Annotated in this window: 15 protein-coding genes; all 15 read right to left on the bottom strand. The window is 62.9% G+C overall.

Annotated features, from left to right (window positions below):
* Position 1: 1 nt before the first annotated feature.
* Positions 2-499: a GNAT family N-acetyltransferase gene (locus AC1RME_RS13285; protein ID WP_096823026.1), complete on the bottom strand. Its 498-nt coding sequence runs from the start codon at positions 497-499 to the stop codon at positions 2-4.
* Positions 500-510: 11 nt separating this feature from the next.
* Positions 511-2,607 carry a site-2 protease family protein gene (locus tag AC1RME_RS13290; protein WP_096823027.1) on the bottom strand — a complete coding sequence of 699 codons (2,097 nt, stop codon included), beginning with the start codon at positions 2,605-2,607 and terminating at the stop codon, positions 511-513.
* A complete protein-coding gene (locus tag AC1RME_RS13295; RefSeq protein ID WP_096823028.1) occupies positions 2,608-3,927 on the bottom strand; it encodes an efflux RND transporter periplasmic adaptor subunit in 1,320 nt (439 codons plus the stop codon).
* A complete protein-coding gene (locus AC1RME_RS13300) occupies positions 3,924-4,703 on the bottom strand; it encodes an efflux RND transporter periplasmic adaptor subunit (protein ID WP_096823029.1) in 780 nt (259 codons plus the stop codon). Before AC1RME_RS13300 ends, AC1RME_RS13295 begins: the two co-directional genes overlap by 4 nt.
* Before the next feature lie 83 nt (positions 4,704-4,786).
* The gene (locus AC1RME_RS13305; protein WP_096823030.1) at positions 4,787-6,238 is read right to left on the bottom strand and encodes an efflux transporter outer membrane subunit; all 1,452 of its coding nucleotides are present in this window, start codon (positions 6,236-6,238) and stop codon (positions 4,787-4,789) included.
* Entirely contained in the window at positions 6,235-7,305 is a 1,071-nt protein-coding gene (locus tag AC1RME_RS13310; RefSeq protein WP_096823031.1) for an HlyD family secretion protein, read from the bottom strand. Before AC1RME_RS13310 ends, AC1RME_RS13305 begins: the two co-directional genes overlap by 4 nt.
* Positions 7,306-7,323: 18 nt before the next feature.
* Positions 7,324-8,859, bottom strand: a complete 1,536-nt coding sequence (locus tag AC1RME_RS13315; RefSeq protein ID WP_096823032.1) for an MFS transporter — start codon at positions 8,857-8,859, stop codon at positions 7,324-7,326.
* A gap of 102 nt (positions 8,860-8,961) precedes the next feature.
* Positions 8,962-9,879, bottom strand: coding sequence for a LysR family transcriptional regulator (locus AC1RME_RS13320; RefSeq protein WP_011331856.1), 918 nt, complete (start codon positions 9,877-9,879; stop codon positions 8,962-8,964).
* A 58-nt stretch (positions 9,880-9,937) separates the two neighbouring features.
* Positions 9,938-10,804: an ABC transporter permease gene (locus AC1RME_RS13325; protein ID WP_096823033.1), complete on the bottom strand. Its 867-nt coding sequence runs from the start codon at positions 10,802-10,804 to the stop codon at positions 9,938-9,940.
* A 20-nt stretch (positions 10,805-10,824) separates the two neighbouring features.
* Positions 10,825-11,685: an ABC transporter ATP-binding protein gene (locus AC1RME_RS13330; protein ID WP_085712610.1), complete on the bottom strand. Its 861-nt coding sequence runs from the start codon at positions 11,683-11,685 to the stop codon at positions 10,825-10,827.
* 5 nt (positions 11,686-11,690) lie between these two features.
* Complete coding sequence (locus AC1RME_RS13335) at positions 11,691-12,716, bottom strand: ABC transporter substrate-binding protein (RefSeq protein ID WP_096823034.1); 1,026 nt, start codon at positions 12,714-12,716, stop codon at positions 11,691-11,693.
* 18 nt (positions 12,717-12,734) lie between these two features.
* Positions 12,735-13,631 (bottom strand): TauD/TfdA dioxygenase family protein, encoded by an 897-nt coding sequence (locus AC1RME_RS13340; protein ID WP_096823035.1) that lies wholly within the window; start codon positions 13,629-13,631, stop codon positions 12,735-12,737.
* 287 nt (positions 13,632-13,918) lie between these two features.
* Entirely contained in the window at positions 13,919-15,286 is a 1,368-nt protein-coding gene (locus AC1RME_RS13345; RefSeq protein WP_096823036.1) for an HlyD family type I secretion periplasmic adaptor subunit, read from the bottom strand.
* On the bottom strand, positions 15,276-17,432 hold the full coding sequence (locus tag AC1RME_RS13350) for a type I secretion system permease/ATPase (protein ID WP_096823037.1): 2,157 nt from the start codon (positions 17,430-17,432) through the stop codon (positions 15,276-15,278). The genes AC1RME_RS13345 and AC1RME_RS13350 overlap by 11 nt, the downstream gene beginning before the upstream one ends.
* A gap of 34 nt (positions 17,433-17,466) precedes the next feature.
* Positions 17,467-18,819: a TolC family outer membrane protein gene (locus AC1RME_RS13355; RefSeq protein ID WP_096823038.1), complete on the bottom strand. Its 1,353-nt coding sequence runs from the start codon at positions 18,817-18,819 to the stop codon at positions 17,467-17,469.
* Positions 18,820-19,072: the final 253 nt, after the last annotated feature.

Genomic DNA, 19,072 nt, shown 5'->3' on the forward strand with positions numbered 1-19,072 from the left:
CTCAACCCTGTGGATACCACACCAACCGCTCCGCTGCCGGATTGCGTTCTTCCACCGCGAACCCCAGCGCCAGGTAATGCTGGCGTGCATGGGGATTGTTGGCCCAGACCACCGTCGTCACCGGGCAGCGGACTTGTTGCGCGGCCTTTTGCACGCCTTGCAACACCGCACGGCCGTAACCCTTGCCCCGGGCCTGGGGGATGAAGGCGATGTACAACACGCGGATTTCGTTGGGGCCGAAGTCAGTGCTCAACGCGCCGATAGCCGTGCCGAGCTTTTCCACGACGTAGTGCATGGCATTGGGATGGTTTTCACCCACACCCTGCTCCTGCACCTGAAATTGCTGCGCGACCACGTGCTGCACCACTTCCTGCTCGCCGTCGATCCATTGCAGATCCGGGCGCGCCGACTGATAGAGGCTTTGCAAAAACGGTCCGTCGGTGGCTCGTGAAGGCCGCACCACCAATCCGTCTGCCGACACTGCTGCGTTGTCCGCCATGTTCACGCTCCCTAGAAACCGCTTTCCCTGACCCCCAGCGCCGCCAACCGACGCCAGGCCACGCCGAGCACCGACTCGCCACTGCCCTGCAACACCACCACACCGCGCAACGGTTGCACCGGCGTCGGTGGCTGATCCAGCGTAGTCAATCGCGCGCCGTATTGCGCCTGCACCGGTTCCGCCCGTTGCTGTTGATCGCGGCGCACGGCAATCGGCCCGTGGTGATCGGACGTCAGCGCTTCCTGGTCGACATAGGCCACGCCATTGGTATCGATTTCATCGAGCTTCACGGTGATCGCCGGGTGCATCGGATCATCGGCGATAAAGCGCCCGGTTGCGCCCGGTTTGACCCGCCACAGTTCAGCTTCGGCGACATAACCACGCAGGCGCGAACCGTCCTCGACCACCCGCGCCAGCGCATCCTTGCTCGACAGCCAGCGGCCCGGTGTCAGGTTCGGCAGCAAGTCACGCACGGTGCCGGCATGGGGCGCACGCAGCAGCAGGCGTTCGCGACGGGCGCTCAGGCCACGGTATTCCGCCACGGCTTCGGCGAGGCGTTGCTCGACGATGCCGGCGTCGGCAGCCGTTTCGCTGCGACCGGCCTGACGGCGCATCAGCAACTGTTGAATCTGGATTTCCCGGCGGACGATGGCCTGCCGCGAATCAAGGTCCGGCGACTCAAGCTCGATCAGCACGTCGCCCTGAGCGACCTTCTGGCCGTCCGTGACCTTCACCGTTTTGACCCGCGCCGCCACTGGCGCGTGCAACGCACTGGCTCGACCGCCCTCAAGCATCGTCGGCAGTTCGACCGCGCTGCGCCACGGCACGATCAGCACCAGCAGCAGACCCAGCACCGCCAGGCTGCTGAGCAGCACACGGGGGCCATGCGCCTGTTCGCGGCGGCTCCACCACTGGCGCCACTCACTCATGATCGGCAAAAAAATGAACCACACCAGTTCCACCAGCATCAGGAAGATCCCCAACACCTTGAAGAACAGGTGATAGACCGCCAGCGCGATCCCGAAAAACAACGCCGCACGCCATAACCATGAGCCATACCCCCAGATCAGCAAACGCCGTTGCATCGCCAGCGACCAAGGCTCTGGCGCCGGTGCGCCATAGCCGAACAAGATTTCACGCAGGCGCCAGCGGCAAAAGGCAAAGGCCCGGCCCTGAAGGTTGTCGACCTCCCACAAATCGCTGAGCAGAAAGTAGCCATCGAAGCGCATGAACGGGTTGAGATTGACCACCAGCGTGGTGATCCAGGTTGCACTGGCGAGCATGAACGCCGCCGTGCGCGCCGGGCCGTCGGGCAGCAGCGACCAGATCAGCAACGCGATGCACGCCAGCAGCAATTCCGCCATCACCCCGCCAGCGCCGATCAGCAGCCGCGCACGTCGGTCATTGACCCGCCAGGCATCGCTGACGTCGGTGTAGAACATCGGCAGCAAGACCATGAACGCCACGCCCATGCTCTGCACCCGACACCCGGCGCGCTTGGCCATGAACGCGTGGCCGAACTCATGGCAGAGCTTGGCGAAGAACAGCGCCACACCGAATGAAATCGCCCCGCCGAGGCTGAACAGGTGCGGAAAGGTGCCGACAAATCGCTGCCAGTCCCGCGAGACCAGAAACACCCCGAGCGTCAATGTCGCCGGCAAACCGAAGCGCAACACCCTTGGCCCGAAGCGCTCCAGCCACGGCCATGCCCGATTGAGAAACGCATCCGGTCGCCACAGTGGAATGCGGAAAAACAGGTATTGATGCAGCAGGATTTTCCACAGGCTCTGGCGTTGCGCGAGGGCCTTGAGCTGGTAACTGGCGCGTTGCTGATCGTCGAGGGCGCTGATCAGGTCATGCCCACGCAGAAACGTCAGCAATTGCTCCAGTTCGACGCCGTCCAGCGGCAAGCCGGGTTCGCGGTTGGCGGCGCGCAGCACTTGCTCGGGATCGCCCAGCGACCAGTGACGCAACAGGCGCATCGCCGCCGTGCCGAGTTTGAAATAGCGCCCGCGCACCGGGTCGGCCAGGGTCCAGCGCGGCGAGCCGTCCAGCGCCGGCGCCGCGGGCGACAGTTGCAGGTCGGCACGCAGGCTCGGCAGGTTCATTTACAGGCCTACGCTCTGACGCAAACCGGCCAGCGGGCGGCGCAGCAGATACAGCGCCAGCGGCGCGCGGTCGCCGAATATCTTTGCCGTGCCGCGCAGACCAATACGCGGTGGTGCGTCGGTGAAATTCGCATCCAGCCGATAGGCCAGTTGGCCGCCGGCGGTGGGCTGCGCCTCATAAGCCGAACGCTCAAGTCTGGCGACATGGCGTTGCAGCGGATCGCTGTCGAGGAACAGCGCAATGTCGGCGCCCGGCTCCAGCGAAATCGCATCGCCTACGGCCAGTTCGATGCGCAGTTCGGCCTGGTTCGGGTCGGCGATTTCCATCAATCGCTCACCGGTCTGCACCGGTTTGCCGGTCCAGCGCTCGGCGTCGGCGAACACCGCAATGCCGTCGCGCTCGGCGCGCACTTCGCTGCGGTTGAGCAGTTCGCGAGCGTAGTCACGCTCGGCGCGTTTCTGCTCGACGCGGGCGGCCAGCAGATCCACCCGTGAACTGGATTCGGCGTCAGCGAACGAGCGTTGGGAGTTGGCTTTCAATTCAGCTTCGGCCACCCCGAGCGCCCGTTCGGCAACATCGGCCTGGGCCTTGAGGGTGGTGCTTTCGAAACGCAGCAACAGGTCGCCGCTTTTCACGGTTTGATTGGGTTTGACCAGAAATTCGGCGATCACCCCGTCCACCGGCGCCGCCACCACACGACCGCCCTGTGGCACCACTTCGGCCGGGGCCAGCACCGACTGGCGTACCGGGATCAACAAGCCAAGCAACAACACCGCGACCAGCGCCACCTGGCGTTTGCGGGTCCAGCGCAGCCGCCACGGCTTGCGCGGTTGCAGCGCCAGCCAGGCGTGGCTGTAGGTGTCGCCCAGTTGCGATAGCAGCACTTGTTCGGATGGATTCCACGGTACGTCGCGGGCCAGCCACAAACCGCCGAACACCTCGCCCTCGCGGTCGATCAACGGCAGCCAGAACACCTGAGCGGCGGACAGGCTGCGCCAGTCGGCCTGGATCGATTCGCCCACCCGCTCAGGCGCGATCACCCGCGCAACCTTCAACACATCCTGCTTGAACAACTGCGCCACCGCCTGCTCGACGAACGCCACGAACGGCGCATTCGGTTCCACCGCGCTGACGCCGGTCACGGCCTGTACCTTGCCGGCGATCAGCAATGCCGCATGGCGATAACCGAACAGCGACTGCCCGTCATTGACCAGGCTGTAGGCCAGTTGCGACGCATCGCGGGCGGCGCGGGTCTGCCGTTCGAGATCAAGAAACCGCGCGAACACCTGCTCGGCGGCTCCGCTCACCGGGGCGTTCACTTGAGCTCCGGAAAACGCGCGGTGCCGCTCATGCCGGCGAGCAGGCCTTTGGCTTCAGGGAGTGTTGCGACCAGCAACAGGGTCTGACTGCCTTCATCGATCCGCGCGCCGAGGCGTTTGACCGTGGCGTCGATTGGCTGGCCGGTCTCATCGGGGACGAAGCTGAACGTCTGGCCGGGCTTTAGCCTGGCCATCCAGCGCGAGGGCACCAGCAGATGGATTTCCAGCGTGCGGTTGTCGACCACATCGAGCAGCGGAGCCCCGGCCGACACGCTTTCGTAGCGTTGCACCTTGCGCTCGACCACTTGCCCGTCGAACGGCGCAACCACGCTGCAGCGTTTGACCTGAACTTGATAAACCTGAGATTGCGCCTGAGTTTCGCTGACCTTGGCCTCGGCCCGGGCCACCTCGAAACGCCCGACGGAATTGAGCGCCGCCAGTTGCCGGTTGTGCGCCAGTTCTTCACCGGCGCCACGGCTGGCGGCTTGCGCGGCATTCAACTGGGCCTGATAGGCCGAACAGTCGAACCGCGCCAGGGTATCGCCCTTCTTGAACGACTCGCCCTCGCTGAACGGCAACTCGACAATCCGCCCGGACAACTCGCTGGCGAGCGTCGCCTGATCCCGAGCCCGCAAAACACCCCGTGCTTCGCTGCTGGCCGACGCATTGGCCGCCCCGCCACTATCCTGCAGCGGATCGTCTGGCGCGGGCGTTTGAGCCTGAACTGCACACGTTACTAAGGTCAATCCGACAACCCAACCACGAAAACGCCGCATAACCGTTACTCCCTGACGGATGCTCGGAGTCTACGACAGCGGGGATTAGCGTCAAGCGAAAGGCCATCATTCAAGTGCGAGAATCAACGCTGCGCCATCTCCCCCACCGGATACACCGACTCCCATCCCCCGCCCAACGCCCGATACAACCCGACCATCGCCAGTGAAACGCCGGTGGAGCTTTCCACCCATTGCTCCTGGGTCGCGAGCAGTGCGCCTTGTACGGTGAGGACGTTGACGAAGTCGACCACGCCTTCGACGTATTGCTGTTGCGCGGTGCGCAGGGCGATCTGGTTCTGGCGCACGGCTTCGGCGAGGCTGTCGCGGCGGCGCTGGCTGGCGTTGTAGGCGGTCAACTGGTCGTCAATTTCGTGCCAGGCGCGCAGAACGGTCTGTTGATAACCGATGGCGGCTTCCTGCTGCTGGGCTTCGCGCAGTTGCAGCACGCCACGCAAGCGACCGCCGTCGAACAGCGGCAAGCTGAATTGCGGACCGATGCCGAAGGCGCGTGAGCCCCAGGAGCCGAAATCGCTGAGCTGCATGGCTTGCGAGCCGAGATTGCCGGACAGAGTGATGCGCGGATAGAAATCCCCCTTGGCCACGCCGATATTGGCGGTGGCGGCGTGCAACCGGGCTTCGGCCTGGCGGATGTCCGGACGGCGTTCGGCCAGTTGCGACGGCAGGCCGATGGCGACTTCCAGCGGCGACTGTGGCACCGGCGCGTCTGTGGATAACTCTTTACTCAGGGCTTGCGGCGGTTCACCCATCATCAGGCTGATGGCGTTGATCAGTTGCGCCTGACGTTGCTCCAGCGCCGGCAGCCGCGATTCGATGGCCGCCACTTGCGCGGCCGCTTCGGCGACGTCGAGATCGGTGGCCACGCCGTCGTTCAACCGCAGTTGCGAGAGTTTCAGGCTGTGCCGCGCGACATCGAGATTCTGCTCGGTGACGGCGCGGGTGTTCTGCACGCCGCGCAACTGAATGTAGTTCTGCGCGGTGTCCGCGAGTACCGCCAGCAGCACGCCGCGACGGTCGTTTTCCGCGACTTCGAGGTTGGCATCGGCGGCTTCGGTCTCCCGGCGCACACGGCCCCAGAAGTCCAGTTCCCAAGAGGCGGAGAAACCGGCGTCCCACAGGTTGAAGGCGGAATCGCCGTTGTGCCCGGACGGGTCGCTCAGGCCTTCGCCGCTGTTGCGTTTGCGGGCATAACTGCCGCTGGCAGCAGTCGTCGGATAGCGGTCCGCGGTGATCACCTGGCGGGCGGCGCGGCTTTGTTGCAGGCGGCTGCTGGCCAGTTGCAGGTCTAGGTTGCTGCTCACGGCGCGCTGGGTCAGGGCTGAGAGTTGCGCGTCGTGAAAAACCTCCCACCAACGCTCGTTCAGGGGTTCGCTGACGGCCTGGCTGGGGGCGGACCTGGACGGTCTTGCCCAGTCGGCAATCTGCGTGGCTTCGGGCTTCTGAAAGTCCGGGCCTACGGTGCACGCCGCCAGCGTCGACAGACTGAGAACAACCGTCAGAGATTGAAAGCGCTTCATCGCTGCGTCACCTCACGCACCGACGCCGCCGAGCTTTTGGTATCAATGCTCGCCTCCACCGACATCCCCACGCGCAGGCGCTCGGCCAGCGGCTGGCCCGGTTCCAGCAGGATTTTCACCGGAATCCGCTGCACGACTTTGGTGAAGTTGCCGGTGGCGTTGTCCGGTTTCACGGCGGCGAAGGTCACGCCGGTGGCCGGGGCGATGCTTTCGACGCGACCGCTCAGGGCTTCGCCGCCGAGGCTGTCGACCCGCACTTGCACGTCTTGCCCGGGTTGTACGTCGGTGAGCTGGGTTTCCTGGAAGTTCGCGACCACGTAGGCCTGTTTCAACGGCACCACCGCCAGCAGTTTGCTGCCCGGCGTCACGTAGGCGCCGACCCGCACGGCGCGTTCGCCGATCATGCCGTCCTGAGGCGCGGTGATGCGCGTATAGGACAGCTCGAAACTGGCGATTTCCAGCGCCGCCTGTGCCTGTTTCAGACTGCCTTCGGCGGCATCACGCTGCGCCGTCAGAATCTCGACCTGTTTGCGTTCCGCGGCCAGTTTTGCCGTGGCGGTGTCCAGTCGAGCGGAGGCCTGATCGATCCGGGTGCGCGCCTGCTGCGCGTTCTGCACCGTGCCGGCACCGACGCCGGCCAAGTGGTTGTAGCGGTTCAGTTCCTGCTGGGCGAAGGCCATTTCAGCCTTGGCCGAGACCACCGACGCCTGCGCCTGAGCGATCACCGAGGTCTGCCGCTCCAGCGTGGCCTTGGCGTTTTGCAATTGAGCGCGGGCGACCACGGTGTGCGCATCGGCGGCTTCGGCGGCGGCGCGCAGGTCGCGGTCATCGATCAGCGCCAGCAACTGCCCGGCCTTGACCTGCTGGTTGTCTTCCACCAGCACTTCCTTGATGAACCCCGCCACACGCGGCACCACCAAGGTGAAATCGGCGGAGACAAACGCGTCGTTGGTGTTCTGCTGAGTGCGCTTGCCGAACAGGCCGGGCATCGCCAGATACACCAGCACACCGACCGCCAGAGCGGCGGCCACGGCCACCGCGAGTTTTTGCTTTGCTTGAGTCGTCATAAAAACCTTCTGTTTCAGTCAAGTCGGCGCGCGCGGCGGAAAGATCCGCGTCGGCAGCCAGAAAATCAGCAGGATCAGCGTCACTGCGACGCCAGCCATGCACAGATAAAGATCCGAAGAAGTCAGCACCACGGCCTGTTCGTGCAGGCGATGGGCGAGGCCCGGGTCGTTGCTCGCGGCCAGCGGCGAGTTGCCGAGGCGATCCACCAGCATCGTCGAGTGAAAATGCAGGCGCGCCGTGGTCAGCGCCTCGATGGCCCCGGTGGCGACCACCGCCGCCAGGCCTTTCACGGTGTTGAACCATGCAGAGGCGAATGGCCCGTCCTGTGGCTGGATGCTGCCGGTCGACAGCATCAGCAACGGCAGCACCGCCATCGGCTGGCCGAAAATCTGCAGCCATTGCAGGACGTAGAAATCGTCGCGAATCCATTCCGAGGTCAGCTGCGAACCGCCCAGGCACGACAGCGTCAACATGCTCAAGCCGATGCCGAGCACCCAGCGACAATCGACCCAACGCAGGTTGCACAACGCCGCCACCAGCGGCAGCGCGATCAGTTGCGGCAACGCCGCGAGCAACATGATCGGTGCGGTCTGCACCGGCCGGTAACCCTGCACCTGAGCCAGATAACTCGATGGAATCAGCACCACCGCCAGCAAAACCACCAGCACCCCGGCCAGCGTCATCAGCGCAAACGACAGGTTGCGGATGCCGAGCATCTGCAACTTGAAAAACGGAATCGGCTGCGACCATTCATTGATCAGGAACGCCACCAGCAACAGTGAACCAGCGCCGAGCAAACCGCAGATCAGGTTCGACTCGAACCAGTCCAGACGATTGCCCTGCAACAGACCGATCACCAACATGCAGATCGCCGGAAACCCCAGCAACAGGCCTTTCCAGTTGAACGACTTGAAGCGCTCCAGACGCAGCGGATCCTGCGGCAGGCCGTACGCGACAGCGGCCATGGCGATCAGGCACGGTACGATGATTTGCCAGAACGTCCACTGCCAACCGGCGTACTCGGTCCACAACCCGGCCAGCGGCGTACCGAGACCCGGGCCAAACGTGGCGGTGAGGGCGTAACCGGCAAGGCCGTACAGTTTGATATTGGCCGGCAGAAACCGCAGGGCCACTGTCATCAGCATCGGCGGTAACGCGCCGCCGGCCAGGCCTTGCAGGATGCGCATCAGCAGCAGGCTTTCGTAGTTCGGGGCGAACGGACAGAGCACCCCGAGCAGGGTGAACACGCCGATGGCGCACAGGGTGAAGCGACGCAGAGAAAAGGTCACCGAGCACCACGGCGCGAACGCCATGGCCGCCACCGAAGTCGCGGTATAGCTGGCGACCAGCCAGGTGCCTTCGTCGTAGCCGATGCTCAGGGCGCCGCGAATGTCGGCCAGGGCGACCTTGGTCACCATCTCGTTGAGGCCCGACACCAGCACCGCCAGCAGTACGCCGACCAGGCCAATGATGATCCGCGCCCCGAACACCGGGGGCGCGGCGGCCATCGGAGCGGCAGCGGCAATCGGCGCCGTAACCGTCAGGGATGTCATGCAGGCAAACTCCGGAGGGAAAAATACCGGAGCATCTTAGTAAGGCTTAGAACTGACGAAAATTGACTTGTTGACAGCTTATAAGTGCGTCAGACGCAATCGTCAGGGCTGCGCCGCCAGCCAGGTTTCGTCGCAGCAGGTCTTGAGAGTTTCCCGCAGCCAGCGGTGGGCCGGGTCCTTGTCGAAACGCGGGTGCCAGGCCTGGGTCAGCATCAGCGTCGGCAACGGGATCGGCAGGTCGAACGAGCGCAGCTTCAATCCCAGTCGCCGCACGCTGAGCAGCGCTTCCTTGGGCACCGGCAGGATCAGGTCGGAGTCCGGCAGGGCGAACATCGCCGCGTGGAAACTTGGCGCGATCACCGCGACTCGCCGCTCCAGCCCCAAGGCATTCAAGGCGGTGTCGATAGGCCCACGGGCGATGCCCCGGCGGGACATGCTGATGTGGGAAAACCCGGCATAGCGTTCGGCGGTAATTTCGCCATCCAGCAGCGGATGATCCTCGCGCACCAGACCGACGAAGTGGGTGGAAAACAGGTTCTGCACTTTGACTTCCGGGGTCACCGGACGCGTGTTGCTGACACTCAGGTCGATTCGCCCTTCGCGCAAGGCTTCATCGTCGCCGTCACCCTCGGGAACGAAGCGCAATTCACAGTGCGGCGCCAGTTGATCGAGGGTGTCGAACAGCTTGCCGCCGTACACGCCGACGAAAAAATCGTTGGCGCGAATGCTGAAACGCCGGCGCAGGGTGCCTAGTTCCACCGCATCCGCCGAGCGAAACAGCAGCGCCGCCTGCTCGACCACATCGCGCACCTGTTCGCGCAGTTCCAGCGCCTTGGGCGTCGGCACCAGCCCCCGGCCGGCACGCACCAGAATCGGATCACCAATGGCTTCGCGGATTCGCGTCAGCGTGCGGCTCATGGCTGCCGGGCTGAGGTTCATCCGCCGCGCGGCGCCGACCACGCTGCCCTCGTCGAGCAAGGCGTCGAGGGCGACCAACAGGTTCATGTCCGGGAGTTGCATGCTGAGCACTCGTGACCGATCAGGATTGATTCGGACGCAATGCTAGCAGATCAAACAATCAGCGCTGCATTCCCCAGCGTTTCACCGTCACCCGCTCCAGCGTGTCGAACACCAGGTTCTCCACCAGCAGACCGATGAGGATCACCACGGCCAGACCGGCAAACACCTTGTCGGTATACAGCTCGTTGCGGTTCTGGAAGATGTACCAGCCCAGACCACCCTTGCCGCTGGTGGCGCCGAACACCAGTTCGGCGGCGATCAGGGTACGCCAGGCGAAAGCCCAGCCGATTTTCAGCCCGGCGAGGATCGACGGCAGCGCCGCCGGAATCAGGATGAACAGCACGAAGCGCATGCCCTTCAAACCGTAGTTGCGCCCAGCCATGCGCAGGGTTTCCGAGACGCCGAGAAACCCGGCGTAAGTGTTCAGCGCCAGCGCCCACAACACCGAATGCACCAGCACGAAAATCAGGCTGTTCTGGCCCAGGCCGAACCACAGCAACGCCAGCGGCAACAGCGCAATCGCCGGCAACGGGTTGAACATCGAGGTCAGGGTACTCAGCAGGTCCCGGCCGAATTGGGTCGAAACCGCCAGCGTGGTCAAAGCGAATGCCAGAACGATACCGATCAAGTAACCCTTGAGCAGCACCACCAGCGAGATCCACACCTTGCCCAGCAGCTCGCCGCTGAGCAGGCCGTCGTACAGCGCATGACTGGTCTGCAAAAAGCTTGGCAGCAGCAGATCATTGTTCTGCACCCGGGCCACCACTTCCCAGAGCACCGCGAGCAGAATCAGGATCACGCTTTTGCGCAGCCAGCCCTGCTGCCACAGGCGCTGGCCCAGCGGTAGTTCGCGCTCCACCGGGACGCTGGTCAGCGGCTGCAAATCAATTTCGAATTCTTGACGTACGGATGATGAATGGCTCATCGGGCGATCCTCCGGGTGGCTCAATAAGCGATGCGAATGTCGTTGAAATCGTGCTCGCGCTCGGTTTCCGGCGACTGCCCTTCATCGAACAGCAGCCGATGAATGCGCCGCGCCGATTCCTGGAACGCCACACCGCCGAGGCTTTGCAGATCGTATTGATGACTGTGCACTTCCGCCCTCACCCGCCCCGGATGCGGCGACAGCAGCAGGATGCGATTGCCGACCACCAGCGCTTCTTCAATCGAGTGAGTGACGAACAACAGGGTGAAACGCACCTCCTCCCAGAGCAGCAGCAACTCCTCCTGCATCTTGCGGCGGGTCAGGGCATCCAGCGCGGCGAATGGCTCGTCCATCAGCAGGATTTTCGGCTGCATCGCCAGCGCCCGGGCAATCGCCACCCGCGCCTTCATGCCGCCGGACAAGGTGTGCGGATAGGCATCGGCGAACGCGGCCAGGCCGACCTTTTCCAGGTAATGCAGCGCACGCTCTTCGGCTTCCTTTTTCTTCAGCGTGCGCGAAGCCAGCAGCGGAAACATCACGTTCTGTTTGACGGTTTTCCACGGTGGCAGTTGATCGAACTCCTGGAACACCACGATCCGGTCCGGCCCCGGCGCGTCGACGCGCTGGCCTTGCAGACGGATCTCGCCCTCGCACGGCGCAATAAACCCGGCGACGGCTTTGAGCAACGTCGATTTACCGCAACCGGACGGGCCGAGCAGCACGAAGCGATCCTGCTGGTCGACTTCGAAACTGACCTGGTGTGTGGCGCGCACGACGCGTTGCGGCGTGCGGTATTCGAGGCTGACCTGGTCGACCGCCAACAGCGCCTGCGCTGTGGCGATCGGGTTGCTGGCCGCGTGGCCTTGCAAGGGGGCGTTCATGTCGATCAGCTCCCTTGCAGCGGTTTGGCGTCCTGGAAGAAGTAGTCCTTCCACGATTCTGGTTTGTTCTTGATCGCGCCAACGCGGTAGAGGAATTCGGCCAACGGATAGGTGTTTTTCGGCGTGACGCTGAACTCGAACTGCGGGTTGTCGATGATTTTCAGCAGTTCGGCGCGGTCGATCTTGGCCTTGGTCACGCGGATGTAAGTGTCCGCCGCCGCACCTTTATCGTTCTGCGCAAACTGCGCGGCTTCGGTCAGGGCTTCAACGAACGCCTTGTAGGTCTTCGGGTTGTCGTTGCGGAATTTCTCGGTGGCGAACAGCACGGTCGGCGAGTTCGGCCCAAGCACGTCATAGGAGTTGAGCACCACGTGCACGTTCGGGTTCTGCAGCGCCTGATCCTGGAATGGCGGATTAGAGAAATGCCCGGTCAGCTCGGTGCCGCCGGCGATCAACGCAGCGGTGGCGTCCGGGTGCGGGACGGCGATGGTGTACTTGTCGAGGCGATTGAATTCCTTGTCGCCCCACTGCTTGGCGGCCGCGTATTGCAGGAAACGCGACTGCACCGACACCCCGACCGCCGGCACCGCGATGCGATCCTTCTCGGTGAAGTCGGCGATGGTCTTGACCTTGGGATTGTTGCTGACGAGGTAGTACGGGAAGTTGCCCAGCGAGGCCACGGCCTTGACGTTCTGCTTGCCATGGGTGCGATCCCAGATGGTCAGCAACGGCCCGACGCCAGCGCCGGCAATGTCGATGGAGCCGGAAAGCAGCGCATCATTGACCGCCGCGCCACCCGACAACTGAGTCCAGTCGACCTTGATGTCGAGCCCTTCCTGCTTGCCGTACTTCTCGATCAGTCCCTGATCGCGCACCACGTTGAGCAATAAATAGACAATGCCGAACTGCTCGGCGATGCGGATTTCACCTTCGGCGTGGGCCACGGTCGGCGCCACCAGACTGCCGGCGATCAGGCTGAAACCGAGGCCGATGGCCGCCGCCAGCGGCGCAAATGGAAGACGTTTGGACATGATCGGATCTCCGGCAAATCAGAAAGGCGCGTCGCCCTGGATGGTGGTGCGATACAACTTGCGGCGCAGGTGCGCAGGGCAACCGGCGGCAAGGTGGATCAGCGAACGGTTGTCCCAAAACACCAGGTCGTGGGGCTGCCATTGATGGCGATAGATGTTCTGCGGCAGCACGCTGTGGGCGTAGAGCTCATCGAGCAGTTGTTTGCTCTCGTCCTCCGGCAGGCCGACGATGCGGGTGGTGAAGCCTTCGCTGACGAACAACGCCTTGCGGCCGTTTTCCGGGTGGGTGCGGACCACCGGGTGCACGACCTCGGCGACCTGAGCCAATTGCTCCGGGGTCAGGGTCGGGCGCCAGTTGCCTTCGAATTTGGTTTCGCTGTAACGCGCGGTGTAGGAATGCGCAGCCGAACGGCCTTCGACGGCTTTGCGCAGCGCGTCGGGCAGGCTGTCCCAGGCTTTGTGCATGTCGGCGAACAGGGTGTCGCCGCCTTCGGACGGCAGCTCCTGGGCATGCAGCATCGAGCCGAGGCTCGGCAGCTCTTTATAGGAAAGGTCCGAGTGCCAGAATTTGCCGGCATCACCGAGGCCGATGTTCTGGCCGTTCTCGACGATGTTGGAAACTATGAGGATTTCCGGGTGATTGGCCAGCAGGAACTGCTTGAGCACGTGGATCTGCAACACGCCGAAGCGGCGGCTGAAATCGATCTGCTGTTGCGGGGTGATGCGCTGGTCGCGGAACACCACGACGTGGTGATCGAGGTGCGCGCGGTGGATGCGGGCGAAGTCTTCATCGTTGACCGAACGGGTCAGGTCGAGGCCGATGATTTCGGCGCCGACGGCACCGCTGAACGGGCGGATCTCGAAGGTTTGCGGCGCGACAGTCGCGGCGCTTGGGGTAGCAGTAGCTGCGGACATCAATCAATCTCCCACGCACGGCACGCTCAAGGGCGCGCGCGTCGATCAGAAACTCACGCTGGATTGCGTGTTGGTTCGTGTCGTGCGGCGCGCCGATTGGTCGGCAGGTACGCAGGAGGTCGACTTTATAGCTATAAGAAGAGGAATTTAAATACCGTTAGCGAATAACGATATGGCGATTGCTTAGGAATGGACTGGATGGTGAGTGACCATTTGTGTCACTTCTGGACGGGATGTGTTGTTGCGACGGACGCCTTCGCGAGTCCCGCAAAGGCGTCCGTGAAGATTTACCGTTCGTGCAACGCCTCGGCCCGCGCCCGGATGATCGGTTTGAGCAGGTAGCTCAGCACGGTCTTCTTGCCGGTGATGATATCCACCGACGCCACCATCCCCGGGATGATCAGCAACGGCTTCTCGTCAGTGCCGAGATGGCTGCGATCGGTGCGCAGCTTGATGATGTAGTAGGTGGTTTTCTTGTCTTCGTCGGTGATGGTGTCGGCACCGATTTGCTCGAGCTTGGCCTTCAGACCACCGTAGATGGTGTAGTCATACGCGGTGAATTTCACCGTGGCTTCCTGGCCCGGGTGCAGGAACGCGATGTCCTGCGGACGGATCTTCGCTTCGACCAGCAAGGTGTCATCCAGCGGCACGATTTCCAGCAAATCGCTGCCCGGCTGGATCACGCCGCCGATGGTGTTGACCAGCATCTTGTTGACGATGCCGCGCACCGGCGAGGTGACGAGCGTCCGGCTGACCCGGTCTTCCAGCGCCTTGCCGGTGGCCTGGGCCTTGTTCAGGTCGGTGCGGGCCTCGTTGAGCTGAGTCAGGGCTTCGCTGCGGAATTTGCCGCGAGTTTCGTCGATCTTGCGCTGCACTTCCTTGATCGCCGATTCGGCACGCGGGATCGCCAGTGTGGTGGCGTCGAGCTGACCACGGGTTTCCACTTCGGCACGCTTGAGTCGCAGCACTTCCACCGGCGACACCGCGCCCTGGGCCACGAGCGGCTCGGACATGTTGATTTCCTGGCGTTGCAGGCCGAGTTGCTGGCGGTACTGCGCCTGCTTCGAGGTGAACTCGCGCAGTTCTTGCTGACGCTGGATCAACTGCTCCTGCAAGCCGCCGACTTCATCGTGCAATTGCTGACGACGGCTGACGTACAGCGATTCTTCGCTCTTGGCCTGACCCGGCACGGCTTTGAGCACGTCCTCCGGGAAATTCAGCGGACGGTCATCGACTTCGGCGCTCAGGCGCTCGACCCGCAGCAGCATCGACAAGCGATCAGCTTCGGTTTCGCCGACGTTGGAAGCGAATCGCGTGTCGTCCAGGCGAACCAGCGGTGCGCCGGCTTCGACAATCTGGCCTTCCTTGACGAACAGCTCGGAGACGATACCGCCCTCAAGGTTCTGGATTTTCTGGATCTTCGACGAGGGAATCGCCTTGCCGTCGCCCTTGGTCACTTCGTCGATGACGGCGAAATTAGCCCACAGCATCAGGAACACGAAGAAACCGATGATCGCCCAGATCGTCAGCCGCACCACACGCGGTGCGTCCTCGATCAAGGCCTTGTTGACCTCCGGCAGCGGCTGGCCCTGCAGCGAGGCAGAGCCTTTGAAGTAGCGACGGATCGAATCCTTGAAACCCGACTTAAGCAACACTGATCTGCCCCTTCTTCAACGCTTCCATCACGGCGGCTTTCGGGCCATCGGCGAGAATCTGCCCGCGGTCGATCACCAGCAGACGATCCACCAGCGACAGCAGCGACGCACGGTGCGTCACCAGCACCACGGTCTTGTTTTCAACGACTGCAGCCAGGCGTTGCTTGAGGCGCTCTTCGCCGGTGTTGTCCATGGCGCTGGTCGGTTCGTCGAGCAGCAGGATCGGCGGATTGAGCAACAGAGCGCGGGCCAGGGCAACGTTCTGCCGCTGGCCGCCGGACAGGTTCTGCCCGCGCTCGCCGACTTGCAGTTCATAACCCTGCGGGTGCAGGCGGGCGAATTCATGCACGCCGGCCAGTTCGGCGGCTTGCAGCACCAGCTCGTCCTCGACGTAACGGGCGCCGGAAATCAGGTTGTCACGCAGGGTGCCGGCCAGCAGCTGGATGTCCTGCGGCACGTAGCCGATGTTGTAGCGCAACTCGCTGACGTCGATCTGGCGGATATCGACGCCGTCCACCAGCAACGCGCCGTCGTCCGGCTGATACAGGCCGACCAGCAGTTTGGCCAGCGAGCTCTTGCCCGAGCCGCTGCGGCCGATGATGCCGATCTTCTCGCCGGGACGAATCACCAGGTTGATGTTTTTCAGCGCCGGGTTCTGTTGATCCGGGTAGGTGAAGTTGAGCTGACGGCATTCGATCGCACCTTGCAGCACCTTGCGGCTCAGCGGGCGCTCTTCGAAATTGCGCTCCTGCGGCAGCTCCATCATCTGGTCGACCGAGGTCATCGTCACCCGCGCCTGCTGGTAACGAGTCAGCAGACCGGACAGCGACGCCAGCGGGCTCAGTGCGCGGCCACTGAGCATGTAGCAGGCGATCAGGCCGCCCATGCTCAGGTTGCCGGCGATGATCTGGTACACGCCGAAAACGATCATGATCACCCCGGCCAGTTGCTGGATCAGCAGGGTTATGTTCATCGCCAGGCCGGAGAGCATTTTCACCCGCAGCTCGAGACGGCTGAGGGTGCCGATGGTTTGTTCCCACTGATACTGGCGTTCGCTTTCGGCGTTGTTGACCTTCACCGCGTCGAGGCCGGCGAGGGTTTCGATCAGGCTCGACTGACGCTCGGCCCCCAGCGCCATGGTGCGCTCCATGGTTGCCACCAGCGGCTTCTGCAGTGCGTAGCCGATCAGCAGCGCAATCGGGAAGGCCAGCACCGGAATCCACACCAGATGCCCGCCGAGAATGGCGATGACGATGAAGATCAGGAGGGTGAACGGCAGGTCGATCAGGCTGGTCAGGGTCAGCGAGGCGAGGAAGTCGCGCAGGCTCTGGAACTCATGGATGTTCTGGGCAAAGCTGCCGACCCGCGCCGGCCGGTACTTCATGGCCATGCCGACGATGCGTTCGAACAGCGTGGCGGAGATGATCAGGTCGGTTTTCTTGCCGGCCAGATCCAGGCACAGGCTGCGCAGGCTTTTGAGGATCAGGTCGAAAATGTAGGCACCAGTGATGCCCAGCGCGAGGACCCACAGGGTCGCTTCGGCCTGGTTCGGCACCACGCGGTCGTAGACGTTCATCACGAACAGCGGCGCGGCCATGGCGATGATGTTGATCAGGAAACTGGCGGCGATGGCGTCGACGTACAGCCAGCGCGAGCGCTTGAGGGTGTCGCGGAACCACGAGCGTGCACGCGGGATCAGCGTGCCATGGTTGACGTCGAATTTGTGCTGGGGTTGGGCGAAGAACACTTTGCCGAGGTAGTCGTCGGCCAGCAGCTCACGGTTGACGAGGGACTCGCCGCCGTCGGTTTCGCTGAGCAACACCCGGGCTTCGTTCTCACCCTGCCAGCCGAGCAGGACAGCGCTGCGACCATCCTTGAGCAGCAACAGCGCCGGCATGGCGATGGCCGGAATCTCTTCCAGCTTGCGTTGCAGCACCCGCCCCTGCAGCCCGGCGCGCGCCGCCGCACGGGGCAGCAGCTCGACACTCAGGCGTTGCTTGGGCAGCGGCAGACCGGTGGTCAGCATCGCCGCGCTGGCGGGTTTCTGGTGCAGCATGCAAAGGGCAAGCAGACCATCCAGTAACGGATCGTCGTGCAACGCGCGTGGATCATGACTGAGATGAACTCGACTGACTTCTGATTCCACGCTCGACACTCTTTAACAGTTGAAAAGGGACAACTCAATTCATCCCGGGCAGTTGGACCTTGGGCTTCACGTCGTTCTGCACAACGGATGCCATCGGTGCGACCACTCCCTGGCTCTTGAGCAACTCGCCCATGGTCGCCTTGATTCGGTACTGAGTAAATAACTGAATGTTTTTGATCTCGGCCAGACGGCGCGAAGCGGTGAACAGTTCGTTTTCACTGTCGAGCAAATCCAGCAGGGTTCGTTCGCCGAGGCTGAACTGACGCTGGTAAGCGGTGCGTACCGAGGTGCTGTGATCAACGTACTGCTGAGCGATCGGCACCTGGGCATTGGCGTTGTTCAAGGCGTTCCAGGCCAGGCCCAGTTCTTCGTTCAACTGACGCAGGGCGTTGTTGCGGATGTCCAGCGCCTGGTTCGACAGGTAGGACTTGGATTCCAGATCCGCCTTGTTGCTGCCACCGGAGTACAGGTTGAAGCGCATGCGCAGCATCGCCTGCCATTCATTGTTGTGACCGTTCTGGCCGTCGAGGTCGTTGTCGGCGGTGCGGCCCAGTTCGGCGTCGAAGCGTGGGTAGAAGGTCGACTTGGCGGTTTCGTACTGCTTCTCGGCAGCAGCGATGTCGGATTCGGCCGAGCGCAGGATCGGGCTGTTTTCCAGCATCTGCTGGCGCGCTTCATTGAGGTTGGCCGGCATCATCGCCATGAACGGCGCCGGACGCTCCAGTTGATCGGGCATCTGGCCGACAGCGCTGAGGAAGTTGGTTTCCGAGTCGGCGAGGTTGGTCTGCTCGGTCAGCAGATTGTTGCGGGCCTGGGCCATCCGCGCTTCGGCCTGGTCGAGGTCGGCACCGCTGCCGACGCCGCGCTGGGTGCGCAACTGGATCTGGTCGTAGATACGCTGGTGGCTCTTGAGGTTTTCCTCGGCCAGACGCACGAATTCGCGACGGGTCAACACGTCCAGGTAAACCTGGGCCACGGTCAGCGCGGTGCGTTCGGAGGTGCCCAGCAAGGAGTAGGCGCGGGAGTTGACGGTGGCTTGTTGACGCCCGACTTCGCTGGACGTCGCAAAACCGTCAAAAACCATTTGCGACAGGCGCACACTCGACTCGCCGCGGTTCAGGGTTTCCCAGTGATTGCCGCCGCCGTTGGCACGGGTGGTGACGCTGTCGGTGCCTTCACGGCCATAACCGCCGAGCAGATCGACCTTGGGCAGGTATCCACCTTTGGCAGCCTTTAACTGATAATCCGCAGCCAATCGACTGTTGACCCCTGCCTGGATTTCCGGATGGACATCCAGTGCCTGTTGCATGGCTTCCGGTAAGGATTGTGCTTGTGCAAAAGAGGCGGCGAGAGCGAAGGGTAGAGCCTTGAGCAGGTGCGAACGCATGGTAAAGATTTCCCAGAACTTCTTGTCTTGAATCACAGCAAAATGGCGAGCTGCGTCGGAAGATGGCAACCGGAATGACCGTATGTCGGAAAGTTTAAAACCGGAACTGGATCACACGCTGAAGGCAGGTCGCCGCATAAATATCAATGTGACATTACTGGGGCGATTGTTTAGGATGGCTCCCAGAAGGTCAATAGTTTGGCATAAACTTAATAGCGAAAGAATCTAGCCAAAATATTGACGAAGATCAGCG

Source organism: Pseudomonas sp. GW822-FHT03F08 (assembly GCF_058801265.1).